This is a genomic window from Actinoplanes sp. URMC 104 (genome assembly GCF_051386375.1).
Classification (GTDB): domain Bacteria; phylum Actinomycetota; class Actinomycetes; order Mycobacteriales; family Micromonosporaceae; genus Actinoplanes.
This window is the reverse complement of record NZ_JBPQTO010000002.1, coordinates 2,216,550-2,240,095: the sequence shown is the minus strand read 5'-3', so window position 1 is coordinate 2,240,095 and position 23,546 is coordinate 2,216,550. Positions and strand designations below refer to the sequence as shown.

At 70.6% G+C, this 23,546-nt stretch carries 23 protein-coding genes; 12 read left to right on the top strand and 11 right to left on the bottom strand.

All coding sequences use genetic code 11. From position 1 onward, the window contains the following. The first annotated feature begins 24 nt into the window (after positions 1–24). Positions 25–1,953: a hypothetical protein gene (locus ACSNN8_RS11500; RefSeq protein ID WP_436648661.1), complete on the top strand. Its 1,929-nt coding sequence runs from the start codon at positions 25–27 to the stop codon at positions 1,951–1,953. Here the strand turns inward: ACSNN8_RS11500 and ACSNN8_RS11495 are convergent. Then, positions 1,950–2,957: a LacI family DNA-binding transcriptional regulator gene (locus tag ACSNN8_RS11495; RefSeq protein WP_436648659.1), complete on the bottom strand. Its 1,008-nt coding sequence runs from the start codon at positions 2,955–2,957 to the stop codon at positions 1,950–1,952. The genes ACSNN8_RS11500 and ACSNN8_RS11495 overlap by 4 nt on opposite strands. A gap of 103 nt (positions 2,958–3,060) precedes the next feature. Between ACSNN8_RS11495 and ACSNN8_RS11490 the strand changes: the two genes are divergently transcribed. The 4 genes from ACSNN8_RS11490 (at position 3,061) to ACSNN8_RS11475 (ending at position 7,665) form a co-directional block, all read left to right on the top strand. Continuing rightward, positions 3,061–4,944 (top strand): glycoside hydrolase family 30 beta sandwich domain-containing protein, encoded by a 1,884-nt coding sequence (locus ACSNN8_RS11490; RefSeq protein WP_436648658.1) that lies wholly within the window; start codon positions 3,061–3,063, stop codon positions 4,942–4,944. A 58-nt stretch (positions 4,945–5,002) separates the two neighbouring features. Beyond that, on the top strand, positions 5,003–5,365 hold the full coding sequence (locus tag ACSNN8_RS11485) for a MerR family transcriptional regulator (RefSeq protein WP_436648656.1): 363 nt from the start codon (positions 5,003–5,005) through the stop codon (positions 5,363–5,365). A 106-nt stretch (positions 5,366–5,471) separates the two neighbouring features. Beyond that, the gene (locus tag ACSNN8_RS11480; protein ID WP_436648654.1) at positions 5,472–6,695 is read left to right on the top strand and encodes an acyltransferase family protein; all 1,224 of its coding nucleotides are present in this window, start codon (positions 5,472–5,474) and stop codon (positions 6,693–6,695) included. Then, complete coding sequence (locus ACSNN8_RS11475; protein ID WP_436648653.1) at positions 6,682–7,665, top strand: SGNH hydrolase domain-containing protein; 984 nt, start codon at positions 6,682–6,684, stop codon at positions 7,663–7,665. Before ACSNN8_RS11480 ends, ACSNN8_RS11475 begins: the two co-directional genes overlap by 14 nt. 10 nt (positions 7,666–7,675) lie before the next feature. Here the strand turns inward: ACSNN8_RS11475 and ACSNN8_RS11470 are convergent, their stop codons facing one another. The 3 genes from ACSNN8_RS11470 to ACSNN8_RS11460 are packed head-to-tail and all read right to left on the bottom strand — an operon-like array spanning position 7,676 to position 9,213. Continuing rightward, complete coding sequence (locus ACSNN8_RS11470) at positions 7,676–8,182, bottom strand: DUF3618 domain-containing protein (RefSeq protein ID WP_436648651.1); 507 nt, start codon at positions 8,180–8,182, stop codon at positions 7,676–7,678. Continuing rightward, the gene (locus ACSNN8_RS11465) at positions 8,179–8,589 is read right to left on the bottom strand and encodes a phage holin family protein (RefSeq protein WP_436648650.1); all 411 of its coding nucleotides are present in this window, start codon (positions 8,587–8,589) and stop codon (positions 8,179–8,181) included. The genes ACSNN8_RS11470 and ACSNN8_RS11465 overlap by 4 nt, the downstream gene beginning before the upstream one ends. 51 nt (positions 8,590–8,640) lie before the next feature. Continuing rightward, entirely contained in the window at positions 8,641–9,213 is a 573-nt protein-coding gene (locus ACSNN8_RS11460; protein ID WP_436649534.1) for a DNA mismatch repair protein MutL, read from the bottom strand. Between the two features lie 60 nt (positions 9,214–9,273). Between ACSNN8_RS11460 and ACSNN8_RS11455 the strand changes: the two genes are divergently transcribed. The 4 genes from ACSNN8_RS11455 to ACSNN8_RS11440 all read left to right on the top strand — a co-directional run bounded on the left by ACSNN8_RS11455 (position 9,274) and on the right by ACSNN8_RS11440 (position 12,721). Beyond that, positions 9,274–9,960: a response regulator transcription factor gene (locus ACSNN8_RS11455; protein WP_436648648.1), complete on the top strand. Its 687-nt coding sequence runs from the start codon at positions 9,274–9,276 to the stop codon at positions 9,958–9,960. Then, complete coding sequence (locus ACSNN8_RS11450; protein WP_436648644.1) at positions 9,957–11,216, top strand: sensor histidine kinase; 1,260 nt, start codon at positions 9,957–9,959, stop codon at positions 11,214–11,216. Before ACSNN8_RS11455 ends, ACSNN8_RS11450 begins: the two co-directional genes overlap by 4 nt. Positions 11,217–11,306: 90 nt before the next feature. Continuing rightward, the gene (locus ACSNN8_RS11445) at positions 11,307–12,131 is read left to right on the top strand and encodes a lytic polysaccharide monooxygenase (RefSeq protein WP_436648642.1); all 825 of its coding nucleotides are present in this window, start codon (positions 11,307–11,309) and stop codon (positions 12,129–12,131) included. Beyond that, complete coding sequence (locus ACSNN8_RS11440) at positions 12,128–12,721, top strand: DUF305 domain-containing protein (protein WP_436648641.1); 594 nt, start codon at positions 12,128–12,130, stop codon at positions 12,719–12,721. Before ACSNN8_RS11445 ends, ACSNN8_RS11440 begins: the two co-directional genes overlap by 4 nt. A 43-nt stretch (positions 12,722–12,764) precedes the next feature. Here ACSNN8_RS11440 and ACSNN8_RS11435 read toward each other — a convergent pair whose 3' ends face one another. Further along, a complete protein-coding gene (locus ACSNN8_RS11435) occupies positions 12,765–13,634 on the bottom strand; it encodes a YDG/SRA domain-containing protein (RefSeq protein WP_436648639.1) in 870 nt (289 codons plus the stop codon). 175 nt (positions 13,635–13,809) lie between these two features. On the opposite strand from ACSNN8_RS11435, the gene ACSNN8_RS11430 reads away from it, so the two are divergent. Next, positions 13,810–14,649 carry a phosphoribosylaminoimidazolesuccinocarboxamide synthase gene (locus tag ACSNN8_RS11430; protein WP_436648637.1) on the top strand — a complete coding sequence of 280 codons (840 nt, stop codon included), beginning with the start codon at positions 13,810–13,812 and terminating at the stop codon, positions 14,647–14,649. On the opposite strand, the gene ACSNN8_RS11425 is transcribed toward ACSNN8_RS11430, so the two are convergent. Together ACSNN8_RS11425 and ACSNN8_RS11420 are read right to left on the bottom strand one after the other, a co-directional pair. Then, positions 14,646–14,948: a DUF3040 domain-containing protein gene (locus ACSNN8_RS11425; protein ID WP_436648635.1), complete on the bottom strand. Its 303-nt coding sequence runs from the start codon at positions 14,946–14,948 to the stop codon at positions 14,646–14,648. The two genes, ACSNN8_RS11430 and ACSNN8_RS11425, sit on opposite strands and share 4 nt — an antisense overlap. A 1,418-nt stretch (positions 14,949–16,366) precedes the next feature. Beyond that, positions 16,367–16,684 (bottom strand): hypothetical protein, encoded by a 318-nt coding sequence (locus ACSNN8_RS11420; RefSeq protein ID WP_436648633.1) that lies wholly within the window; start codon positions 16,682–16,684, stop codon positions 16,367–16,369. 256 nt (positions 16,685–16,940) lie between these two features. Here ACSNN8_RS11420 and ACSNN8_RS11415 point away from each other — a divergent pair, with 256 nt between their 5' ends. Continuing rightward, a complete protein-coding gene (locus ACSNN8_RS11415; protein WP_436648632.1) occupies positions 16,941–17,834 on the top strand; it encodes a helix-turn-helix domain-containing protein in 894 nt (297 codons plus the stop codon). Positions 17,835–18,217: 383 nt separating this feature from the next. Here the strand turns inward: ACSNN8_RS11415 and ACSNN8_RS11410 are convergent, their stop codons facing one another. After that, the gene (locus ACSNN8_RS11410; protein WP_436648630.1) at positions 18,218–18,454 is read right to left on the bottom strand and encodes a DUF397 domain-containing protein; all 237 of its coding nucleotides are present in this window, start codon (positions 18,452–18,454) and stop codon (positions 18,218–18,220) included. 243 nt (positions 18,455–18,697) lie between these two features. On the opposite strand from ACSNN8_RS11410, the gene ACSNN8_RS11405 reads away from it, so the two are divergent. Then, complete coding sequence (locus tag ACSNN8_RS11405) at positions 18,698–18,922, top strand: hypothetical protein (RefSeq protein WP_436648629.1); 225 nt, start codon at positions 18,698–18,700, stop codon at positions 18,920–18,922. A 218-nt stretch (positions 18,923–19,140) separates the two neighbouring features. On the opposite strand, the gene ACSNN8_RS11400 is transcribed toward ACSNN8_RS11405, so the two are convergent. The 3 genes from ACSNN8_RS11400 to ACSNN8_RS11390 all read right to left on the bottom strand — a co-directional run bounded on the left by ACSNN8_RS11400 (position 19,141) and on the right by ACSNN8_RS11390 (position 23,437). Beyond that, complete coding sequence (locus ACSNN8_RS11400; protein WP_436648627.1) at positions 19,141–19,941, bottom strand: SAM-dependent methyltransferase; 801 nt, start codon at positions 19,939–19,941, stop codon at positions 19,141–19,143. 91 nt (positions 19,942–20,032) lie between these two features. Continuing rightward, positions 20,033–21,640, bottom strand: a complete 1,608-nt coding sequence (locus ACSNN8_RS11395) for a diguanylate cyclase (RefSeq protein ID WP_436648625.1) — start codon at positions 21,638–21,640, stop codon at positions 20,033–20,035. Positions 21,641–21,850: 210 nt separating this feature from the next. Further along, positions 21,851–23,437 (bottom strand): MDR family MFS transporter, encoded by a 1,587-nt coding sequence (locus tag ACSNN8_RS11390; protein WP_436648624.1) that lies wholly within the window; start codon positions 23,435–23,437, stop codon positions 21,851–21,853. Between the last annotated feature and the right edge of the window lie 109 nt (positions 23,438–23,546).

Genomic DNA, 23,546 nt, shown 5'->3' with positions numbered 1-23,546 from the left:
CACGGCCCCCGGAGTCCGCCCGCGATGACGAGCCCCGTTCCCGCCTCGAACCCGCTCCCGCAACTCGCCACCGAGGGCGAACGTCTCGGATGGATCTTCAACGACCGGAACCTGTACCGCCGCAAGTTCATGGAGCCGCCGCCGGAGCCCGCGCCCGTGCCGCCGGAGCTGCAGGAACGGCTGACCCGGGCGCAGCGCGGCGTGGTGAAGCGCGTGCTGGTGTCGCTCGGGGTGGGGCTCGGGCTGGCCGTCCTCATCGGTTGCTGCGGCGGGTTCGTGGCGCGCGGTGACGAGGACGGGGCGGCGCGGACGCTGGTGCTGCTCATGGCGGGGCTGTCGGCGGTTGCGGGCGTCGGCGGCGCGATCCTGGCGGGGATCATGCCGTCGCTCGCGCGCAAGTCGGTCGACGAGGCGCGGCGCAAGGCCGAGGAGGAGCACCGCACGGCGTACGCGGCCTGGGACAGCCGCCGTCAGTGGCACGACCAGCAGCAGCAGAACGCGGTGGACGCGCTGCCCGAGTGGTCGGCGGCGAGCCCGTCGCCCGGCACCCGGCGCGTCGACATCGTCGGCGGCACCATGTACGGCTGGGAGGCGGTGCTCACCGTCTTCGGCGGCTCGCTGCTCGCCACCCGCGGACGCATGGTGCTGGCCGACTTCACCGGCGAGGCGCTGCCCGGCGAGCTGATGCAGCTGGCCGGCTCGACGGGGCGGTCCGTCCGCGAGGTCGCGCTGCCCGCGCAGCTCGCCGAGTTCGACCTGATCGCGGGGCTGGAGCCGGGCGAGGTGGTGGACGGTCTCGTCGAGGCCGTGCACGGCGACGCGGGCAGCGGGAGCCGGGCGGAGCGATCCCAGGACGCGCTGCTGCTCAACCAGATCGCGGCCGTGCTGGCGCCTTCGCTGACCATGGGCCGGCTGCTGGCCGCGCTGCGGGTGCTGTCCGGGCAGAGCGGGCTCCTGCCGTCCGATCTGGAGGCGCGGCTGCGCGAGCTGCGCCCCGAGGAGCCGCGCGTACGCCGGCTGGAGGCGTTCCTGCACCCGCTCGAGGCCATGGGCAGCGCCCCCGCCACCACCGCGCCGGCCGACCTCACGTGCCTGGTCGCCGAGTCCGGCGCGGGCCGGGCGCAGCACGAGCTGCTCAAGGACCTGATGGTGCAGTGGCTGGGCCACCAGGTGCGCCGCGAGTCGCCCGCGATCGGGTCGCTGGTGCTGCTGGGCGCCGACGAGATCGACCACCGCGCCATCGAGCGGCTCACCACGCTCTGCGAGCGCCGCGGCGTACGGCTGGTGTTGTTCTTCGGTCATCTGCGGTCCGAGACGCTGCGGACGATCGGCGGCGGCGAGGTCGCGCTGATGCGGCTCGGCAACCACCAGGAGGCCGCGCAGGCCGCGGAGTTCGTCGGGCGCGGGCACAGGTTCGTGCTGAGCCGGCTGACCCGCACCCTCGGTGGGGAGGAGACCCACACGCTCGCCGACACCGTGGGCGAGTCCGAGACCAAGGGCGGCACGAAGGGCGAGCGCGCCTCCCGGCACGGGCTGCGCCGCTACACCAGCACGAACTGGAGCAAGACCCGCAACTGGAGCCAGACCGAGTCCACCGCGAACGGCACCAACTGGAGCGACGCCGCCTCGGTCGAGCGCGTCTACGAGTACGTGCTGGAGCCGCGTGTCCTGCAGGACCTGCCCGAGTACGCCCTGATCCTCGTCAAGAACGAGGGCCGAGGCTCGGTGGTCCAGGCCGTCGAGGTCGACCCCGCCATCGTCACGCTGCCCCGCGTCTCGATGGCCCCGGTCGACCAGCAGCCCTTGCCCGACCCCGCCGAGGCCGTCGTGCCCGCGACGCGCCAGCCCAGCCAGGTCACCGTCTCCCAGCCCCAGCCCCTCGCGGCCCCCGACTCGGCCCCACCCGGCTGGGGCACGATCACCGACCCACCCCGCCGGCAGCAGCGCCCCTAGGCTGCTCCGGGGGCCGGGCCGGTCGAGTCGCGGACGATCAGCTCGGTGGCCAGCTCGACGTGCAGGGCGTCGAGGCGGTGGCGGTCGAGCAGGCGGATCAGCAGGCCGACGGCGATGCGGCCCATCTCGGCGAGGGGCTGCCGTACGGTCGTGAGCGTCGGCCGGGTCACGGCGGCCAGGTCGATGTCGTCGAAGCCGGCGATCGACAGGTCCTCGGGCACCCGCAGCCCCAGCGAGGCGGCCGCGGCCAGGGCGCCGGCGGCGACCTTGTCGTTGAAGCCGACCAGCGCGGTGGGCCGTTCCGGCAGCGACAGCAGGTGCTGGGCGGCCTCGTATCCGAACCGGACGGTGGGTTCGCCGGGCCGCGCGAGCCGGGGGTCGAGCAGCACGCCCGCGTCGGCGAGCGCGGAGACGTGGCCGGCGCGGCGGGCGGTGCTGGCCAGCCAGTTGTCCGGGCCGGCGAGCAGGCCGATGCGGCGGTGGCCCAGGCCGGTGAGGTGGGCGGTGACGCTGCGCGCACCGGCGAAGTGGGCGGCGGAGACGGCGGCGATGTCGCGCGGCACGGTCTCGCGCGGGTCGACGATCACCAGCGGGAGGCCGGCGGCCTTCAGCGCGACCAGCTCGTCGCCGGGCTCGGGGGGCAGCACCACGATGGCGCCGCCGATGCCGGGGCGGGTGGCGAGCGTGGGCAGCACGCCGGACTGCTGGGCGGCCTCGCCGGCGTTGAGCACGAGCTGGCGTCCGTGCAGGTCGAGCGTCTCCGCGATCGACGAGACGATCAGTCCGAAGTAGTCGGTCAGCAGGTACGGGCACCGCACGAACACCGCGCCGGTGCGGACCGCGCGGCGCCGGGGTGTGCGGCCGCCCAGCTCGTCGATCGCCTGATGCACCAGCTCACGGGTGCCGGGGGCGACGTGCTCCTGCTCGTTGAGGACCCGCGAGACGGTCGCGATCGAGACACCCGCGTGCGACGCGATGTCGCGCACGGTCGGTCCCTGCCTCATGCGAGAAGCATAGACATTGACAGCCGTCGAGCCCCCTGCTTACCTGGCGGTGTATCAGAAACATTCCGTAGATGTTTCAGTTTGTTACATCGGGAGAGAGACCGTGGCTCGCTTCGGAACCGCCCTCCTGGCCGCTGCCCTGCTGACCGTGCCCGCGCCGGCAGCCGCCGCTCACGACACGACATCGGGCACGGCCCACGTCTGGGTCACCACGCCCGACGGCGCCCAGAAGCTCACCGACCGCGGCACAGTGACCTTCACCAACCGGGACGCCGACGTGCCCACCGTGGTCGTCGACTCGAACCGCCGCTTCCAGACGATCGCCGGCTTCGGCGCCTCGATCACCGACTCGTCCGCCGAGGTGCTCCACCGCCTCGCCCCCGAGGCCCGCAACGCCGCGATGGCCTCGCTGTTCGGCAGCCAGGGGGACAGGCTGAGCTACCTGCGCCAGCCGATCGGCGCCTCCGACTTCACCGACGGCCCGGCGTACACGTACGACGACGTGCCCGCCGGCGCGACCGACTACGGGCTGCGGCACTTCAGCATCGACCACGATCGCGCGCGGATCCTCCCGCTGCTGCGCCAGGCCCGCCGGCTCAACCCGGACCTGCGCGTCATGGGCACGCCGTGGAGCCCGCCCGCGTGGATGAAGACCAACGGCTCGCTCGTCGGCGGGCGGCTGATCGACTCCCCGGCGATCTATCGGGCGTACGCCGCCTATCTCGTCAGGTTCGTGCAGGCGTACCGCGGGGAAGGCGTCCCGATCGACGCGCTCACCATCCAGAACGAGCCCCAGAACCGCGCGCCCGCCGGCTATCCCGGCATGGATCTGCCCTCGTGGCAGGCCGCCGAGGTGATCGCCCGGCTCGGCCCGATGCTGCGCGCCGCCGGCGAGAAGACCAAGATCCTCGGGTACGACCACAACTGGTCCGAGCATCCGAACGACGCGGCCGGCACGCCGCCCGACTCGACGGCCGACGTCGACCGCTATCCGCAGGCGCTGCTCGCGACCAGGGCCGCCCGGTGGATCGACGGCACGGCGTACCACTGCTACTACGGCGACCCGAGCGCGATGACGGCCCTGCACAACGAGTTCCCGCGCAAGGACATCTACTTCACCGAGTGCTCGGGCAGCCGGTCGAGCGATCCGGCGAACACGTTCTCGGACACGCTCAAGTGGCACGCCCGCAACCTGATCATCGGCAACACCCGGAACTGGGCGAAGACCGTCATCAACTGGAACCTCGCCCTCGACGAGAACAACGGTCCGCACAACGGCGGCTGCGGCACCTGCACCGGCGTGCTCACCGTCGGCGACGACGGCACGGTGACCCGTAACGCGGAGTACTACACGCTCGGTCACGCCGCGCGCTTCGTGCGGCCGGGCGCCGTACGGGTGGCGAGCACGTCCTTCGGCACGACCGGCTGGAACGGCCGCGTCATGGACGTCGCCTTCGTCAACCCGGACGGCAGCACCGTGCTGATCGCCCACAACGAGAACGACAACCCGCAGGCGTTCGCGGTCCGCCACGGCGGCCGCACCTTCCAGTACACGCTGCCCGGCGGCGCGCTGGCCACCTTCGTGTGGCGTGGACACTCCGGCGACCGGCCGATCGCGCCGGCGGGCTGGACGGCGACCGCGAACCCGCCGGCCGACGCGGACAACGCCGTGGACGACGACGCCAGCACCCGCTGGACCACCGGCGCCGCCCAGCAGCCGGGCCAGTTCCTGCAGGTGGACCTCGGGAGGGTGCAGTCGCTGCGGACGGTGGTCTTCGACGCGGGCGCCGACGTCGGTGACCACCCGCGCGGCTTCGCGATCACCGCGTCCGCGGACGGCAGGCGCTGGTGGCCGGTCGCCGGTCGGGCCCGGGGCCAGTTCACCGAGGCCGACCTGCGCGGCCGCCCCGTACGGCAGGTGCGGATCACGCTGACCGAGGCCGCCGCGAGCTGGTGGAGCGTCGCCGACGTCCGCGCCTACCGCTGAGCGGCTACGCTTGCCCCTGACGTTGACGTCAGGGGCAAGTCGTACGACGGAGGTCACCATGCGGATCGGCGAGCTGGCGGAGAAGGCCGGCGTCAGCGTGCGCGCGCTGCGCTATTACGAGGAGCAGGGCCTGCTGTACGCCGACCGCAGCGCCAGCGGCCAGCGGCACTACGCCGACCCGGCCGTCGACCGGGTCCTGCTGATCCAGAACCTCTACGCCGCGGGCCTGACCAGCAGGACGATCGCCGACCTGATGCCGTGCGTTGACGCCAACGTCAGCACCCCGGAGTCGCGGGCCCGGCTGGCCGCCGAGCGCGACCGCATCGAGGCCCAGATCGCCGAGCTCACCCGGACACGTGACCGGCTCGACGCCATCATCGAGAGCACGACCCACCCCGGGAACGGCTGCGTGGTGGCATAGCACAGCGCCCGTCCCCGCGCCGGCGATCCGCGAAGCTCTCCCGCAACGGACCGTTTCGGCGCCGAACAGCGGTTTGTCGGCTTTGACCTGTTTAAGGTCGGGCGCGATGACCCAGACGACAACCGCCGCCGTACGTCACCAGGCCGCCCCCGCTGCCGCCGGCGCGCCGAGGCGCTTCCGCCCGGACATCGAGGGCCTGCGCGCGGTCGCCGTCACCCTCGTCGTGCTGTTCCACGCGGGGGTGCCCGGCCTCGCGGGCGGCTACATCGGCGTCGACGTCTTCTTCGTCGTCTCCGGCTTCCTGATCACCTCGCTGATGCTGCGCGAGGTGCGCGCGACCGGCAGCGTGTCGCTGGTCGCCTTCTACGCGCGGCGGGCGCGCCGGATCCTGCCCGCGGCCGCGCTCGTGCTGTCGGCCACGCTGCTGGCGAGCTACCACTACCTCGGGTTCCTCAACGGCGACCGGATCGCCGGCGACGTCACCTGGGCCGCGCTGTTCGCCTCGAACGTCCGCTTCGCCTCCGAGCAGGTCGACTACCTGGCCTCGCAGAGCGCGCCCTCGCCGGTGCAGCACTTCTGGTCGCTCGCCGTCGAGGAGCAGTTCTACTTCGTCTGGCCGGCCGCGGTCGTGCTGCTGATCTGGCTCGGTTTCCGCTGGGCGATCGGCTACTGGCTGGCCGCAGCGGTGGCGACGTCGTTCGCGTACTCCGTCTGGCAGACCGGCACCTGGGCGTACTTCTCCCCGCTCACCCGGGCGTGGGAGCTGGGCGCCGGATGCCTGCTCGCGCTGGCGGCCACGAGGCTCGACCGCGTCCCGCACCGCATCGCCACCGCGATGGCCGGCGTCGGGCTGTCGCTGATCGTCGTCGCCGCGCTGACCTACGACGCGGCCACGCCGTTCCCGGGCTACGCCGCCTTGCTGCCCGTGCTCGCCACCGTGCTGGTGCTGGCGGGCCGCGGCGACTCGGTGCTGGGGTGGTGGCCGCTGATGATGCTCGGCCGGTTGTCGTACTCGTTCTATCTGTGGCACTGGCCGGTGCTGAAGATCCCCGAGCAGGCGTACGGCGGTCCGCTCCCCGCCTCGACCCGGGCGCTGCTGGTGCTGGTCGCGCTCGGGCTCGCCCTGGTGACGTACGTCTTCCTCGAGAACCCGATCCGGCGCAGCAGGCCGCTCAAGCGCTCCGACGTGCTGTCGCTGTCCCTGGCCGCCTGGCTGATCGTCGCGCCGCTCGCGGTGGCCCGGTGGAAGACCTCCACCTCGCCCGCGGCGGACGCCGGCCGCAGCAACGAGTACCAACCCCGCCTAGGAGCACCGCATGTCCGGTCGTGAGCTGACGCGCACGTTGCGCCTCGCGCTGCTGATGGCCCTGCTCGTCGTGATCGCCGGCTGCACCGCCGCCGTGCCGCCGCCGCCGCGGGTGGCCCAGCGGCCGCCGGCCCCGCGGATCGCGCTGAGCGAGATCCTCTCCGCCGTCCGCGACGCGCCGCTGATGCGTACGGTGCCGGCCGACCTCACGCCGTCGCTGGCCACCAGTGCCGGGGACCTGGGCTTCGACAACGAGGCGTGCGAGACCCCGCCGGCCGCGGACCGCAAGGAGCCGTGCGTCTTCGGCGACCGCGCCGCCGCCACCGACGTGGTGCTCTACGGCGACTCGCACGCCGGCATGTGGCTGCCCGCGCTGATCGAGATCGCCGAGCGGCGGCACTGGCGGCTGCAGCTCTACGGCAAGCCGGGCTGCCCGGCGCCGGCCATCACGTTCTGGAACCAGCAGGAGCAGCGCGTCTTCGCCGAGTGCGACCGGTTCCGCGACTTCGTGGCCGGGCAGGTCGCGCGGACCAGGCCCGAGCTCGTCATCGTGACCAACGCGAGCTTCTCGCAGAAGCGCGGCGAGGGCCGGCTCATCACGCCGGGCGAATGGCAGGCCGGCCTGACCGCCACGCTGCGTACGCTGCGCCGATCGGCCGCGCACGTGGTGGTGCTCGGCGACATCCCGGTGCTGGACGAGAGCGCCCCCGAGTGCCTGGCCGCCCACCGGAACGACATCGCGGCCTGCTCGACCACGCGTGAGGCCGCCACCGAGCGGGTGTGGAACGCCGCCGACGCGGCCGCGGCCGCAGCGACCGGCTCGGGGTACGTCCCGGTGCTGCCGTGGCTGTGCAAGGCGATGTGCACGCCGGTGATCGGCAACGTCACGGTCTATCGCAACCGGTTCCACCTGTCCGCGACGTACGCCCGGATGATGAACGGCGTCCTGGAGGAAGCGCTGCTCGAGCACTTCCCGCAGGACGCCGTTCCCTGATCGTCTTTGGTCAGCTCCGGCGCTTGCGCACCAGCGTGACCGCCGCCGCGACGATCGCCAGTACGCCCGCCGCCACGACCGCGATCGGCACCGGGCCGCGCGCCTTCGCGCTGGTGGCCTCCTCGTGCCGGCCGATCTCCGCGCCGTTCACGAGCTCGTGCTTGCCGTGCTGCGGGCTCCCGACCAGCGCGTCCTTGCGCTCGGCGGCCGCCTGCTTGACGTGCGACACGCTCTCGGTGGCCGCCACCTTGGCCTGGGCGGCCTTCTCGCGTACGGCCTCGGTCTTCTCCGCCGCGACGCGCTTGACCTGCTCGGTCTTCTCGGCCGCGGTCTGCTTGACCTGCTCGGTCTTCTCGGCCGCGGCGGTCCTGACCTTTTCCTTCTTCTCCGCGGCGGCGTTCTTGACCTGCGCCTTCACGTCCGCCTTCGCGGCCAGCGCGGACGCGGTCTCGGCGAGCTCGGCCCTGGTCTCGGCGATGTCCTGGCGAACCTCGTCGCGCGACCTGGTGTCACTCATGAGTGCCGTCCCTCCTGGATGGCCGACTTGACGGCCTGCACGTCACGCTTGCCGCTCTCCATCGCCTCGATGGGCTCCGGCGGCACGGCCTGCTTCACCTGCTTCTTGCCGATCAGCGCGGCGATGCCCGCCACGGCGAACAGCACGACCGTCACGATCAGCGCGGCCGCCCAGACGGGCATGACCAGCGCCAGCAGCGCTCCGATCGTCACGAACAGCGCGCCCAGCCCGTACAGGGCGATGACGCCGGCGCCGCCGAGCAGCCCAGCACCCGCGCCGGCCTTCTTACCCTTCTCGACCATCTCCAGCTTGGCGAGCGTCAGCTCGTCGCGCACCAGGGTCGACACCTGCTCGCTCAGCTGGCTGACCAACTGGCCGACCGGCTGTTGCTCGGTGTGCGTCGCCATCTGTGAGCTCCCTTCCTCGACAGCTCACTTACCCGGCGAAACCGCTCGTAATCAGGAACCGACCTCACTCACCTGGGCGAACGGCCGATCGTTGAACCAGGTGGCGTGGATGATGAAGCTGTGGTTGGTCTCGTTGAAGTAGACCGCCATGTTGCCCGGTGAGTCCTGCACCTTCTGCACCTGCCAGCCGTCGGCCGGGGTCGCGGTCACCAGCGACACCACCCCATCCGAGGTCATCCGGATGACCGCCTGACCGCCCTCGACCCGGAAAGACCGGACATACGTACGCGTCCCGTCGCCGGCCGTCGTGACCGTCCAGCCGTCCTCCGTCGTGGTTCGCGGCGGCGCGGTCCTGGTCTTGGCGGCCGGCTTCGGCGTCGTGGTGGTGGGTCGCGGCGGTCTGCTCGTGGCCCTCGTGGTGGTGGGCGGCGGCTTCCGCGTGGGAGTGGCGTCCGGGGCAGACGTCGTGGTCACGGAGGGCAGAGGCGCGGGGAACGTGCTCTCGTCGGCGGCGGGCAGCTGCGCGAGCGCGCTGTCCGCGGGATCCGACGTACGCAGGACCGGCAGCAACGCCACGGACGCGAGCACGATGCTCGTCGCGGTGGCCGCACACCACCCCGCCATTGGTGCCCACTCCGAAGATCGCACGAGGACATCGTCTCATCTGCCCCTATGGTGTACGCCATGGCGATGATCCTGCTGGTCGAGGACGACCGCATCATCACGGCGGCGCTGTCGCGGGCGCTGACCGACGCCGGGCACGTCGTGCGTCCGGTCGGCCGGGCCGCCGACGCTCTCAAGATCGTCACCGACGAGCGTCCGGACCTGGTCATCCTCGATCTCGGGCTGCCCGACATCGACGGCACCGACGCGCTGCGGATGATGCGCTCGGTGTCGGACGTGCCGGTCATCGTGGCCACCGCCCGCCGCTCCGAGGCCGACATCATCAGCCTGCTCAGCGCCGGCGCCGACGACTACGTGACCAAGCCGTTCTCCGGCGGGCACATCCTGGCCCGCATCTCCGCGGTGCTGCGCCGCTCCCGCGCCGCGGCCGTCGAGGCGCCCACCGCCATCACCGTGGGCGACCTGGTGATCCACCCCCGTCAGCGCCGCGCCGAACTGGGCGGCGAGCCGCTGCAGCTGACCCGGCGCGAGTTCGACGTGCTGGCGTACCTCGCCGAGCGTGTCGGCCAGGTGATCAGCCGGCGCGAGCTGATGAACGAGGTGTGGAACCAGGCCCGCATCGGCGAGGAGCAGACCATCGACGTGCACATCTCGTGGCTGCGCCGCAAGCTCGGCGAGACGGCCGCCCAGCCCCGCTTCCTGCACACCGTGCGCGGCGTCGGGGTCATGATGGTCGATCCCCGATGAGGTGGGCGCTCAACCGGCTCGCCCTGGCGATCACCTCGATGGTCGCGCTCGCGTTCCTCGTGCCGCTCGCCGTCGCGACCCGGCAGATCGCGCACGACCGGGCCGTCAGCGACGCCCGCCAGCAGGCCACGTCGCTGGTCACCGTGCTGGGCGTGGACGCCGACCCGACGCTGCTGACCAACGCGGTCGCCAGCACCACCGCGGGCAGCGAGGGCCGGCTCGCCGTCCACCTGCCCGACGTGGCGGCGATCGGGGTCTCGCACACGTCCCCCGGACAGATCGCGCTCGCCGCCCAGGACCGCCGGTCGGCGCTGGCCCAGGTGGGCGGCGGGGTGGTGTATCTGCAGCCGACCGTGCTCACCGACGGCCGTACGGTGGTGGTCGAGGTCTTCGTCCCCGACGCCGAGCTCACCCGCGGCGTGTGGGCCGCCTGGTTCGTGCTCGGCGGCCTGGCGATCGTGCTGGTGGCGGGGTCGATCGCCTTCGCCGACCGGCTCGGCAGCCGGCTGGTGCGCGCCACCCGGGAACTGGCCGGCTCGGCACGGCGTCTCGGGGCCGGCGAGCTGAGCACGCGGGTCACCCCCGACGGCCCGCGCGAGCTGCGCGACGCCGCGCACGCGTTCAACACGATGGCCGACGACCTGCGCAGCCTGCTCGACCGCGAACGGGAGCTGGCCGCCGACCTGTCCCACCGGCTGCGTACGCCGCTGACCGCGCTGAGGCTGGACGCCGAGGCGGCGCGCGGCCCGATCGGCGAACGGATGCGGCAGGCCTGCGACCTGCTCGACGAGGAGCTCGAGGCGATCATCAAGGGCGCGCGGCTCGGCGTCGAGGCACGCGGCCGCGAGGAGACCGACCTGGTCGAGGTGCTCGCGGACCGGCTGGCCTTCTGGTCGGTGCTCGCCGAGGACCAGGAACGGCCGTGGGAGGTCGTCGGCGGCGACGAGCCCGTCATGCTGCCCATCCCGCGCAGCGAGCTGATCGGCGTGGTCGACGCGATGCTCGGCAACGTCTTCTCGCACACCCCCGAGCGCGTCGCCTTCCGGGTCATCGTCTCGCCCGCGGGCCTGCTCGTCGACGACGCCGGCCCCGGCATCCCCGACCCTGCCCGCGCCGTGCAGCGCGGGGTCAGCGGCGCCGGCTCCACCGGCCTGGGCCTCGACATCGTCCGCCGCGCCGCCGAACAGTCCGGCGGCCGCATGGTCATCGATCGCAGCCCACTCGGCGGCGCCCGCGTCGGCTTCGTCCTTTCATGATTGTTTCTGGAGCCTTTAAGGCCCCGTTAGGGAAGCGCTCCGTACGTTTTCGCCCGTAACTGCCGCGACGACAGTACGGAGAGCCGTTTCATGCGCAGGAAGATCGCCTATCCCGTGGCCGCGTTCGTTCTGACAGCCGGCGGCTTGGCGGTCCAGTCACCCGCCTCCGCGCACGGGTACGTCTCGTCGCCGCCCAGCCGCCAGGCGCTCTGCGCGTCCGGCGCCGTCGCCGACTGCGGCCAGATCCAGTTCGAGCCGCAGAGCGTCGAGGGCCCCAAGGGCCTGAAGTCCTGCGACGGCGGCGTCGGACAGTTCTCGGTGCTCGCCGACGAGTCGCGCAACTGGCCCGCCAAGGCCGTCGGCAGCACGGTCACCTTCAGCTGGGTGCTCACCGCCCGGCACCGCACCTCGACCTGGGACTACTTCATCGGCAACACCAAGGTCGCCTCCATCGACGACGGCGGCGCCCAGCCGGCCGCGGTCGTCAACCACACGATCGACCTGAGCCGCTTCCCCGGCCGCCAGAAGGTGCTGGCCGTCTGGAACATCGCCGACACCGCGAACGCCTTCTACAACTGCGTAGACCTGCAGGTAGGCGGCGGCGCGGCTCCTGCTCCCACCACGGCGCCCACGGCGGCTCCCACGACGCCGCCCACGGCGTCTCCCACGACGCCTCCCGTTTCCCGGCCCACGACGCCCCCTGTTTCCCGGCCCACCACAGCTCCTCCCGCCGCCTCTCCCACCAAGCCGCCCGCCGCGCCTTCCGCCGGCGGCGCCTGGGCCGCAGGCACCGCCTACAAGACCGGCGACGTCGTCACCTTCAACGGCGCGAAGTACCAGTGCCGCCAGTCGCACACCGCGATCACCAGCTGGGAGCCGTCGATCTACACCCTCGCCCTCTGGCTGCCGCTGTGAAGCCCCGCCTGATCGCCCTGGCCCTGACCGCCCCTCTCCTCCTGGGCGCCTGCGGCACCGCAGTCACCCCCGAGGCCAAGCCCACCGTCGCCGCCCAGGCAGTAGCCGAAATCAAGGCCGGCGACGAGCACAACGACACCGACGTGATGTTCCTGCAGATGCTGGCCTACCACCAGAAGCAGGGCCTGCGCATGACCACGACCGCGGCGAAGCGCGCCCAGGACCCGACGCTCCGAACCCTCGCCCAGGCCATCCAGGCCACCGAGAAGGACGAGCTCACCATGATGCAGTCCTGGCTCACCTCGTGGGGCGCCTCCCCCGAGGTCGACGAGGCCCCCAGTCTCCACGCCGACCACGGCGGCCTGCCCGGCACCGGAGAGGCCGAGATCAAGGCCTTGAGCACCGTCAAGGCCGGTTCCTTCGACAGCGCCTTCCTCAACCTCTTCCTGGCCCACCAGCACCAGGCCATGGAGATGTCGAAGGTCGCCCTGACGGGCGGCAAGAACCCCGAGACGAAGAAGTTCGCCCAGCGTGTCCAGCAGTCCCGCCAGGGCGAGATCCAGCAGATGCTCAAGCTGATGAACAGCTGACTCGACATCCGGAAGGGCGGCCCGACGGGCCGCCCTTCGATTGTTACGGCACGAAGTGGTTCTTGTGGTACGCCAGCTGTTCGGGGTCGATGACGTGCTTGGTGACGCGTCGAAGCGTGCTAATTACACTGTGATCGTCGCTTGCACGTACGGTCCAGTCGGAGTCGACGTAGATAGCACCGGTATCGAGTAGCACGTGATGATTGGGGCATAGGCAGAGCACATTGCTGTTGACGTCTGGTCCGTCGTGAGGCTTGCCAAGCGCACGGATGTGGGCCGCTTCGGCGTACGGGCCGACGGGCGTGGTAAGTCGAATTCCGCAAACCTGACACGTGTGCTGGTGGAGTTCCTTGACGCGCTGTGCCACTGCAGTACTACGGACAAGCCGCTGAATGGTCGTAGAGGCACGTAGAGCCGGCCCTGCGTCTTCTGGCCTCTCAAGCTCGTCGGCGTCGGGTGTTTCGTTATGAGCAACAAGGCGGAACCGCCACACGCGAAATCCGTTGCGACCCGTGTCATGCCAGAAGTCGGCAACTCGGAAAAGTCCGTCGTAGCGAAGACCCCTCGGTGGCGAGTGTTCCTCGTCCCCGCCTGCTCCACGAACGACACGCACGAGGTAGCCCTCGATGTTGCTGCGCGCTAGGCCGGCATTGCCGAGGACCAACTCTTGATCGGCGACCTGTTCGCCGGTGACCTCGTCTCGGCCGCCCTGTCCCGTATAGATGATCTCGTGTCCGAAGTCCATATCGTCGACGTAGCCACCCGATACGACAATCGACTCAGCCCCGTCTTTGCCGCCGCAAATGCCACCTTGTGGAGGCCTGTGCACGCCTGATGCGGCCAAGTCTCGTCGATTGGTGAACGTGGATCCGGGCGGGAAACCGGCAATCTCTCCGTAAGTCCGGTCAGCCATATAAAGATCAGAGCCTGGTAAGAGCTAGGCGGATGCCTAGCGCTTACGCGACTACATTGCCAGTGACTAGGCCGCAGCCGTCAACAGGCGTCTGCGCTCGCCAATGGGCTCTGCCTCGAACAAGCGAACGGTCAGATAGCGTGTGCGGGTATGCCCGTTGAGGTAGGGGGAGCACGTGGAGCTGTTGCACTCGGGGAAGGTCCGGGACGTCTACGCGGACGGCGAGGACATCCTGCTGGTGGCGTCCGATCGGATTTCGATCTACGACGTGGTGCTGCCCACGCCCGTACCGGACAAGGGCAAGATCCTGACGCAGCTGTCGCTCTGGTGGTTCGAGCAGCTTGCGGACGTGGTGCCCAACCACATTGTGTCGAGCACGGACGTGCCGAGTGAGTGGGCGGGGCGGGCGGTTCGGTGCCGGAAGCTCGACATGGTCATGGTGGAGTGCATCGCGCGGGGCTACCTGGCCGGGTCGGGGCTCAAGGAATACCAGCGGGACGGGGCCGTGTCGGGGGTTGCGCTGCCGGCGGGGCTGATCGAGGGGTCGGACCTGCCGGAGCCGATCTTCACGCCCACGACCAAGGTGCCTCCGGGGCAGGGGCACGACGAGTTCATGACGTACGCGGATGTCGAAAACAAGGTCGGCAAAGACGTGGCGGCCGAGCTGCGGCGGATCACGCTCGAGGTGTACCGCCGGGGGCAGCAGGTGGCGGCGTCCCAGGGGATCATCATCGCGGACACGAAGATCGAGCTGGGGTTTGCGAAGGACGGCACGCTCACTCTCGGCGACGAGCTGCTCACGCCCGACTCGTCGCGCTTCTGGGCGGCGGACGAGTGGAAGCCGGGCGGCACGCAGCGCTACCTCGACAAGCAGTTCCTGCGGGACTGGTCCTCGTCGCTGACGGACTGGGACCGTACGGCGCCGGGCCCTGAGATTCCGGACGAGGTGGTCGAGGCCACCAGGAACCGGTACGTCGAGGTGTACGAGCGACTGACAGGCAGCCGCTGGAGCTAGGCCGGATGCGCGGGGCGGCCGCGGGTAGCGGTCCACCACGCCGGCTGCGGGGCCGGGCCGTTCCGCTTGGAGTACAGGCGGATGCCGTACCCGACGGCCATGGCCGCGAAGATCGCGCCGGTCCAACCGCCGAAGATCACGCACAGCGGCGCGACTATCCACAGCAGAGCCGCGACCGTGGTGTAGAGCCTGGTGCGCGGACGGCCCAACCGGTCCATCCGCCGGCAGAATCTGGGGTCGGCCTCGCGAAGCTGGGTCACCAGACCGTCGAAGACGGCCTTCTCCTGGGGATCGAGCACGAGTGCCACCTCCGCCTGCCGGACCGCTCGACGGACGGGTGATACCCCGCGCCGGAGCGGCATAACACGCCACTTGGCCGGACGCGCAAGTGCCCACTTGCGAGCGACAACACGGCGATGCCGGAGGTGGACCGTTCGGGCGGAGTCGAGGCACTGGCGTGCACCGCTGAGGGCATGTTCGATTCGCGCCCATCGGACGACTACTCATTTTGCCCTTAGAGTGCAGTCCGTCATCAACGGACGTTCTAGCGGTGATCATGTGCGTCCTCTGTGGAGTTGTTCCACTCTTCGAGGGTCTACGCGAGCCCGGATTTGTATACGAAGCGTGTCGGAAAATGGTGCGGTGGCTGAGATTGCTGCCGACTTCGTCACGACCTGACATCGCGGAGGCGGGGCAATTTCCCGGTATTGCGAGCCGGGGAATCTGATGCGTCTGCGTTCCACTTGTCGTGGGGTATCTGCCCGGTCGCGACGTTGGAGAATCGCCAGGTATCGATCATATGTGTGCCTTGACCAGCGATACTTTGTTGCAGTCTCAGTAACAAAAACATTGACGGTACGGAGGGGAGCGTAGCGGTTACGTACGGAATTGGCAGCAATGGAGTGCCAATGACCGTACGAATGGCGGGGTGCGCCGAAGGAGCCGGGCGACGCGTCAGGCATGAGCCGAGATGAGCGGTCGACGATGGATGGGACGCCGGGCGTGGGCCGACCGGAACCGGCGGAGCCAGGGCGGCCGGCGCTCGATGCCGAAGTGGAAGCCGCGGCGGCGGGCGTAAAACCCGGCCTGAGTTGCGGCCGTGAGGAATCGGCGCGTGGTGGACGTCGGCGTGGCGGACGCGCGAGACATCGGCATGGCGGACGCACAAACGGCAGGCAAGGGACGTCGAGAAGTAGCGGCCGCCGCGGTGCACGTCCTGGAGGAGCGGCTATAGCTGTCGGACCAGGGCCACGGGCGGCTGCCGTCGGAGATGACGGCAATCGCCGCACGAAGGCGGTAGCAGCCGTGGCGGACGCGCTAGCAGTAAAGCTGCGCCCGTCAGGGGAGGGAACGGGCGGTGGCCGCGTTCTCGGGCCAGGTGTCCTCGCGGGAGCTGCCGCTGGAAGCGGAGCCCGGCAACCGGATGCCGCGGGATGAGCAGGGATGGCGGCCCGGGATGAGCAGGGATGGCGCCCAAGACGAGCAGGGGTGGCAACCCGGGATGAGCAGGGGTGGCGACCCAAGACGAGCAGGGGTGGCAATCCGGGACGAGCAGGGGTGGCGACCCAAGACGAGCAGGGGTGGCAACCCGGGATGAGCAGGGGTGGCGACCCGGGATAAGCAGGGGTGGCGACTCGAGATGAGCGGCAGTGGCGACCCGGGACGAGCGGCAGCGGCGGCCCGGGATGAGCGGCAGCGGCGACCCGGGCCGCGCCTGTTACGCGGCGGAGCCGCGGACGGGGAGGCCGGCCGGGGTGAAGACGCCGCGGCCGAGGTGGCGGCGGTCGACGGCGGGGTCGTCGCCGGAGCGGGCCGTCACATAGGGCGCGGTGAAAGTGTCGACCCCGGTGCCGAGGTGGGCGCCGGGGCGGTAGGTCACGGTGACGGCGCGGGGGGAAGCCGCCTCGATGACGCCGGCACGCCAGCCGTCGCGGTATACCCAGACTCGGTCGGAGGGGTGGTAGCTGTCGGCTGGTGCCACGTCCGACGGGTCACGCTGGGGCGGGGCGACGGTGGGGGCGGACGTCGTGGACATCGAGAGGACCCTCCAGGATCTCGGGACTCGGTCGTCCGGGTGACGGGGGAACGCCACGCTCTGTCAGCAGGCGGTGCGTGTCTGTCAGCTATCATGCTCGCGTACAAGGGCGTTCGCAAGGCCGGATGCACGTGCATCCGGCTCGGGCGAACGCCCGGGCGAGTTCGCGGGCTGTTTCGTTGTGGACGATCTCCCCCGTAGGATGCGGTGGGACTGCGGCCGGCAGCCCCCAGCCACAGTGATGACGAGGAGCCAGGTGAGCGCGGGTACGCAGCAGGAGGAGGCGCCGACCGGCGGCCCCACCGTTCTGCGCATCCTGCTCGGGGCCCAGCTCCGGCGGTTGCGCGAGGCCAAGCAGATCACCCGTGAGGACGCCGGGTGGGAGATCCGTGCCTCCGGTTCGAAGATCAGCCGCATGGAGCTCGGCCGGGTCAGCTTCAAGGAGCGCGACGTCAGCGACCTGCTGACGCTGTACGGCGTGACCGAGCCCAACGAGCGCGAGGCGCTGCTGGTGCTGGCCCGCCAGGCCAACAACCCGGGCTGGTGGCAGCAGTTCAGCGACGTCATGCCGGGCTGGTTCCAGTCCTACCTCGGGCTCGAGGCGGCCTCGACGCTGATCAGGACGTACGAGATCCAGTTCGTCCCGGGCCTGCTGCAGACGCCCGACTACGCGCGGGCCGTCATCATGCTCGGCCACGCGGGCGTCACGCCCGAGGAGATGAACAAGCGGGTCGAGCTGCGCCGCCAGCGCCAGGCGATTCTCGACCGCCCGGAGGGGCCGCAGCTGTGGGCGGTCATCGACGAGGCGGTGCTGCGCCGGCCGATCGGCGGTGTCGAGGTCATGAAGGCGCAGATCGAGTTCCTCATCGAGGCGGCGAAGAAGCCGAACGTACGCCTGCAGATCATCCCGTTCCACGCGGGCGGTCACGCGGCGGCGGGCGGACCGTTCGCCATCCTGCGGTTCCCCGAGCCGGAGCTGCCCGACGTCGTCTACGTCGAACAACTGACCAGCGCCATCTATCTGGACAAGCGTGAGGACGTCGACCAGTACGCGATGGCGATGGAACGGGTCTGCATCGATGCCGAGCCGCCCGGCCACACGCCGGAGATCCTCGGCAAGCTGCTGCACGAGGTCGGGCGCCCAGCCTGATCTCACGGTCGGCTGGAACCACGGCCGAACGGGGGGTACGCTCTGCGAACTCGCCCTTCCGCTCCGCGGTCGGGCGGGGTGGTAGGGCTCGTCCACGCCCGCTGCCGACGACCGTGGACGAGACCGTTCTACCGTCCCGGGTCCTGCCTGGCTTGAACCGCTAGGCAGGCCCACCTCTTTGCTGGGCCCGCGACCGTTGTCGCCGCGTTGCCCGGCCACCTCATGGTCTCGCGACCCGTCAACAGGTCGCAGCGGTGGCCTCTCTGCTGTGGACGCGACGTGGAGATGGGCACGTCAGGCCCGTGGCTGCCGGCCGTGAACGGCCAGCGTCGTGCCGGGTCTGTCAGGTCCGACGTCATCCGACGAGCGGAACGCCGGCTCGATCAGCCGAGCAGGTTGTCGAAGTCGCCGTCGCGAACGCCGCCGAGGAAGGCGTCGATCTCGGCGCGGGTGTAGATCAGAGCCGGACCCTCGGGGTCGCGGGAGTTGCGCATGGCCACCTCGCCACTCGGGAGGACGGCGCACTCGACGCAGTTGCCGCTGGGGTTGCTGCGCCGGCTCTTCTGCCAGGTGACACCTTCCAACTGGCCGGCGGAGATGCCGTTGACCGCGTACGTCATGGTGAAGCTCCCTTGGTTTGCTCCGGTCGGGGATCGTCCGGAGTCAAATGGTCCCCTATGAGCAATCATTGCCTCACGCCTGGTGCAAATGCACGTGCATTTGGCCTTGCGTACTCACGGGATTGTGAGCATGATAACGCACGTACACATCTCGCGGGTGTCACTAAGGGTGACATCTTTGAGTGACTGACCGGTCGCGGAAACGGGCTCCTTGGCGGGGGCGTCCTAGCGAGGGGTAACGACATGGCCGTTCCTAACATCGGTCCGGAGCACTTCGACGAGGGTGAGTCGTTCGTGGCGGACGCCCGGCGGGGAAACCCGGCGCCGTTGTATCGGGACGAGCCGCTCACCGACGATGTCAGTGCCGCGACCACCCGGGCGACGGTGGTGTCGCACCGGTTCGGAGGAGTCAGACATGCCCTGTCCCGCCCGGTGCCGCGGCAGCGGACGGACGAGGGGGAGGCGTGACCGGCAGTCAGGTGCCGTCACATTCCGTGAAGGACCGGAAAGTGGTCGGATACGTTACTGAGCGTTGTCACAGGTCCGGGTGCGGGCGTATACCCGTATGACCGAGAACTAAAACCTGACGCCTCGAAAGAGGAGGCGTCGCCCGGCGCCGGCCGGGCGGTCCGGTTCCCCCGTGCCGGGCGGCCCGGCCGGTTGCCTCCGCAACGCGGCCCAAGCAGTCAGGGCTTGCGCGCCACCCCGGCCCAGTAATAGACCGACCGAGGATCGTCGACCGGCTCGTCCGGGCGCCAGCTCGGCACGGTGACCAGCCCGGGATCGAGCATCTCCCAGTCGCCGAAGAAGCGGCGCACCTCGGCCTCGGTGCGAGCCACCAGCGTCATGCCGGCGTTGGTCGCGGCGGCCACCGCCTCGTGCACCTCGTCGGGCGCGAAGTCGGCCGTCGGGTGGGTTATCGCCAGCACGCTGCCCGACGGCATGGCGTCGCGCAGGGCGTCGACCTTGGACCAGGGGTCGTCCTCGTCGGCGATCAGCATGAGGATGGCGATCAGCGTGAGGCCGATCGGCTCGTCGAAGCTGAGCGCGTCGCGCAGGTCCTTGTTGTGCAGGATCGACTCGGGGTCGCGGATGTCGGCCGAGATGTACTCGCTGCGGCCCTCCTCCGAGCTGATCATCAGAGCTCGGGCGTGGACCAGCACGATGGGGTCGTTGTCCACATAGACCACCCGCGCCTCGGGCCGGATGCCCTGGGCGATCTCGTGCAGGTTGGGCCGGGTGGGGATGCCGGTGCCGATGTCGAGGAACTGGCGGATGCCCTCTTTTTCCACCAGGTCGCGGGCCACCCGGTGCACGAACTTGCGGTTCTCCGCCGCCATGTAGCGCAGGCTGGGGATGGCCTTGAGCATGGCGTCGCCGACGGCGCGGTCGACGGCGAAGTTGTCCTTGCCGCTCAACCAGTAGTCGTAGATGCGGGCCGAGTGGGGCACGTTGATGTTGACGCCCGGGGGTGCCACCTCGTCCACGTACGCCTCCTCACCGACGTCAGTGGGGTAAAGCGTAGCGGTCGGGTACGACCGAAATCGATGCCGTCGCCACCCGGGCGGGCGGCGCAGCTCAGGCGGCCGACGCGCGGTTGCGGTACGAACGTGCCCGGTCCACGCCGGGCATGCCGCAGACGACCTGGTCGCGGCCGCCGTGCTTGGCCGCGTACAGGTTGCGGTCGGCTGTGGACAGCAGGCCCGGTTGCGTACGGCTGTCCGCGTCGCCCAGCCCCGCCACGCCGATGCTGACCGTCACCGGCAGGCCGCGCGTGATGCCGGCCCAGTCGTAGGCGCCGACCGCCCGGCGGATGCCGTCGATCTCGACGCCGGCCCGCGACTGCGGGCAGCCCGGCAGCACCATCAGGAACTCCTCGCCGCCCATCCGGGCCACGAAGCCCTCGGGCGCGACCGCGGCCAGCTCGGTCTCGAGCAGCTTGGCGACCTGCACCAGCACCTGGTCGCCCACGTCGTGGGAGAGCTGGTCGTTGATGCGCTTGAAGTGGTCGAGGTCGACGATCGCGACGGTGAGGTCGGGGTCGGTGTCGATCAGCCGCGGGAGCTGCTCGTCGATGAACCGGCGGTTGCGCAGGCCGGTGAGCGGGTCGCGCCGGGCCTGCTCGCGGAAGCGCTCGGCCTCCTGCTTGGCCTCGGCGGTCTCGAACATGGCCTGACGGGTGCGCGCCTGGGCCTCGCGCTGCCGGGACTGCAGACGCTTGTAGGCCTCGAAGAAGACCTTGTGAGCCACGTACGCCTCGGCGAACTCGCCACGGGCGGCGTGCAGCTCGGCCTGCTCCTGGTGCACCAGCACGAGGAAGTGGCCGAGCTCGCGGTCGGCGCAGAGCCGGCGCGACTCGTCGAGGCTGACCTGCGCACGCTCGTACGCCCCGAGCGCGCGCTGCGCCCGGGCGAGGTTCAGCAGGTACTCCGGCATCGCGTCGGCGTCGTCGCGGCGGATCGACTGGTAGGCCTCGATGCAGGCCAGAATGGTGCGCTCGGCCTCGGCGTAGCGGCCGGTGCCCATCTCGATGGCGCCGATGGTGTCGAGCACGGTGGCGTCCAGCACGAAGCCGTGCCGCTGCGACAGCGCACGGAGCCGGGTGACGACCTGCTCGGCCAGCGCGTAGTTGCCGGCCGCGTGCTCCGAGTACGCCCAGTTGTTGAGCACGTAGAGCAGCAGGTCGGGCCGGTTGTACTCGGTCGACAGGCGCTCGGCCTGGGTGAACCGCTCGCGGGCGGGCTCCATCGAGCCGGCGAACGCGAGCGAGTCGGCGAGCTTGGCGCGGTGCCAGATGTGCATGAAGCGGGTGGCGGAGTCGTCGAGCAGTTCGACGCTGCGCACCGCGTGCTCGAGGCTCTGGGCGGCGTCGCCCAGGTGGCGGTGGATGGCGGCGAAGATCAGGTGCGTACGGGCGGTGAGCCGGACGTCGTGATCGACGGCCCACTGGTGGACCGGCCAGATGCGCTGCGTGGCATCGGCGACGTCGCCCAGGCGCATGCGCATGTTGGCCTGGCTGAGCCGGGCGCGGGCGATCAGCAGCTCGTCGCCGAGCCGGCGGGCCTGGCGCTCGTACCGCTGAGCGAGCTCGAAGGTGGGGACGGCATCCCAATGGATCTCGTCCTCCAGTACGAGGAGGGCAGCATGCAGTCGCTCGGCGTCGAGCATTTCGCGCTCCGGTTCCACGTGGCCGAACCCCCTTTCGCTCCTGGGCCACTGATCGACAGCGCCGCTCGCCGGTTGAGGAAATCCGCTTCGGCAACGCTCTGCTCGCCGAGGTTAGCTCTGCGTGAGCCCGCGATCCCACGATCACATACGTGAGCAATGTCGCCCCACCAGCAACAACAAGCGGCGCCCGCACCAGGCGGGCGCCGCTTGAAGGGCAATCGGGTGAGGTCAGCGGCTGAGGGCCGGCACCGGGGAGTCGTCCTCGGCGGGGGCGGCCGGCGCGGCGACGTCGACCGTCGAGCGCAGCGCCGCCGGCCGCAGCAGCACCGCGGCCACCACGCCGACCACCGCGATCGCCGCGCTGATCAGGAAGATGTGCCCGGTGGCGTCGCCGTAGGCGGCCCGCACGATGTGCTGGATCGAGTCGGGCAGCGCGGACAGGTTGAGCGTGCTGCCGCCGCTCGTGCTGCCGGCCGGGACGCCCGCGTTGGCCAAGTCGTGGGTGATCTGGTCGCTGACCCGGCGGGCGAGCACCGCGCCGAGCACCGAGACGCCGATCGTGCCGCCCAGCGAGCGGAAGAACGCGATCGTCGAGCTGGCCGCGCCGATGTCCTTGAGCGAGACCGTGTTCTGCACCGACAGCACCAGGTTCTGCATCGACATGCCGACGCCCGCGCCGACCAGGGCCATCGCCGTGCCGACGTACCAGAGCGGGGTCTCGTGGTCGAGGAACGACAGCCCGGCGAAGCCCGCGACCAGCACGACGGTGCCGGTGACGATGTACGGCTTGATCCGGCCGCTCTTAGTGATCATGCGGCCCGAGATCGTCGAGGAGACCAGGATGCCGGCCATCATCGGGATCGTGAGCAGGCCCGCCTCGGTGGGGCTGTAGCCGCGGCCGATCTGGAAGTACTGGCCGAGGAAGACGGCGCCACCGAACATCGCCATGCCGACCGCGAGGCTCGCGACGATCGCCAGCGCGGTGGTGCGCTGCTTGACGATGTCGAGCGGGACGACCGGCTCGGCGACCCGCGACTCGACCCAGACGGCGATCGCGAGCAGCACCAGGCCGGCGCCGACCATCGCGGCGGTCTGCCACGAGATCCAGCCGAACTCGCTGTCGACGAACGAGACCCAGACGAGCAGGGTGCTGACCCCGGCGGCAATCAGGCCGGCGCCGAGGTAGTCGATCTTCACGTTCGCGCGGCGGATCACCTCGAGGTTGAGCGTCTTCTGCAGCACGACCAGCGCGATCACGGCGATCGGCGCACCGATGAAGAAGCACCAGCGCCAGCCGAGGGTAGAGTCGACGATCAGGCCGCCGAGCAGCGGGCCGCCGACCGTGGCCAGCGCCATGACACCGCCGAGGTAGCCGTTGTAGCGGCCGCGCTCCCGCGGCGGGATCATCGCGGCGATCGCGACCTGGACGAGCGCCTGCACGCCGCCCATGCCGAGGCCCTGGAACGCGCGGGCGGCGATCAGCTGGCCGGCGGTCTGCGAGAAGCCGGCCACGATCGAGCCGAGCACGAACACCACGATCGCGATCTGGACCAGCAGCTTCTTGCTGTAGAGGTCGGCCAGCTTGCCCCAGATGGGGGTGGAGGCGGTGGCGGTCAGCAGCGTCGCGGTGACGACCCACGTGTACTGGGTCTGGCTGCCGTCGAGCGCACCGATGATCTTCGGCAGCGCGGTGGAGACGATGGTCGAGCTCGCCATCGCGACGAAGAGCACCAGAAGGAGGCCGGAGAGCGCCTCCATGATCTGGCGATGGGACATGGCGCCCGGTCGGGCGTCGGCGGTGATCGGGGCGCTCATGTGCGCAGCCTCCGGGTCGGATCCTCGTGAAGTGATTGCCACATACAACTATCGACAGTGCTTTCCCATTGCGCAACTTTGCACGTTGAGAAGCAAATCACACGCCGGT

Coding starts and splice junctions, on each gene's coding strand:
- ACSNN8_RS11420 (WP_436648633.1), bottom strand. CDS start 16,684: ATGTCCACGACGTCCGCCCCCACCGTCGCCCCGCCCCAGCGTGACCCG.
- ACSNN8_RS11485 (WP_436648656.1), top strand. CDS start 5,003: ATGCGGATCGGCGAGCTGGCGGAGAAGGCCGGCGTCAGCGTGCGCGCG.
- ACSNN8_RS11500 (WP_436648661.1), top strand. CDS start 25: ATGACGAGCCCCGTTCCCGCCTCGAACCCGCTCCCGCAACTCGCCACC.
- ACSNN8_RS11390 (WP_436648624.1), bottom strand. CDS start 23,437: ATGAGCGCCCCGATCACCGCCGACGCCCGACCGGGCGCCATGTCCCAT.
- ACSNN8_RS11465 (WP_436648650.1), bottom strand. CDS start 8,589: ATGGCGACGCACACCGAGCAACAGCCGGTCGGCCAGTTGGTCAGCCAG.
- ACSNN8_RS11475 (WP_436648653.1), top strand. CDS start 6,682: ATGTCCGGTCGTGAGCTGACGCGCACGTTGCGCCTCGCGCTGCTGATG.
- ACSNN8_RS11435 (WP_436648639.1), bottom strand. CDS start 13,634: ATGGCTGACCGGACTTACGGAGAGATTGCCGGTTTCCCGCCCGGATCC.
- ACSNN8_RS11470 (WP_436648651.1), bottom strand. CDS start 8,182: ATGAGTGACACCAGGTCGCGCGACGAGGTTCGCCAGGACATCGCCGAG.
- ACSNN8_RS11455 (WP_436648648.1), top strand. CDS start 9,274: ATGGCGATGATCCTGCTGGTCGAGGACGACCGCATCATCACGGCGGCG.
- ACSNN8_RS11450 (WP_436648644.1), top strand. CDS start 9,957: ATGAGGTGGGCGCTCAACCGGCTCGCCCTGGCGATCACCTCGATGGTC.
- ACSNN8_RS11445 (WP_436648642.1), top strand. CDS start 11,307: ATGCGCAGGAAGATCGCCTATCCCGTGGCCGCGTTCGTTCTGACAGCC.
- ACSNN8_RS11460 (WP_436649534.1), bottom strand. CDS start 9,213: ATGGCGGGGTGGTGTGCGGCCACCGCGACGAGCATCGTGCTCGCGTCC.
- ACSNN8_RS11410 (WP_436648630.1), bottom strand. CDS start 18,454: ATGACGTACGCGGTCAACGGCATCTCCGCCGGCCAGTTGGAAGGTGTC.
- ACSNN8_RS11405 (WP_436648629.1), top strand. CDS start 18,698: ATGGCCGTTCCTAACATCGGTCCGGAGCACTTCGACGAGGGTGAGTCG.
- ACSNN8_RS11480 (WP_436648654.1), top strand. CDS start 5,472: ATGACCCAGACGACAACCGCCGCCGTACGTCACCAGGCCGCCCCCGCT.
- ACSNN8_RS11495 (WP_436648659.1), bottom strand. CDS start 2,957: ATGAGGCAGGGACCGACCGTGCGCGACATCGCGTCGCACGCGGGTGTC.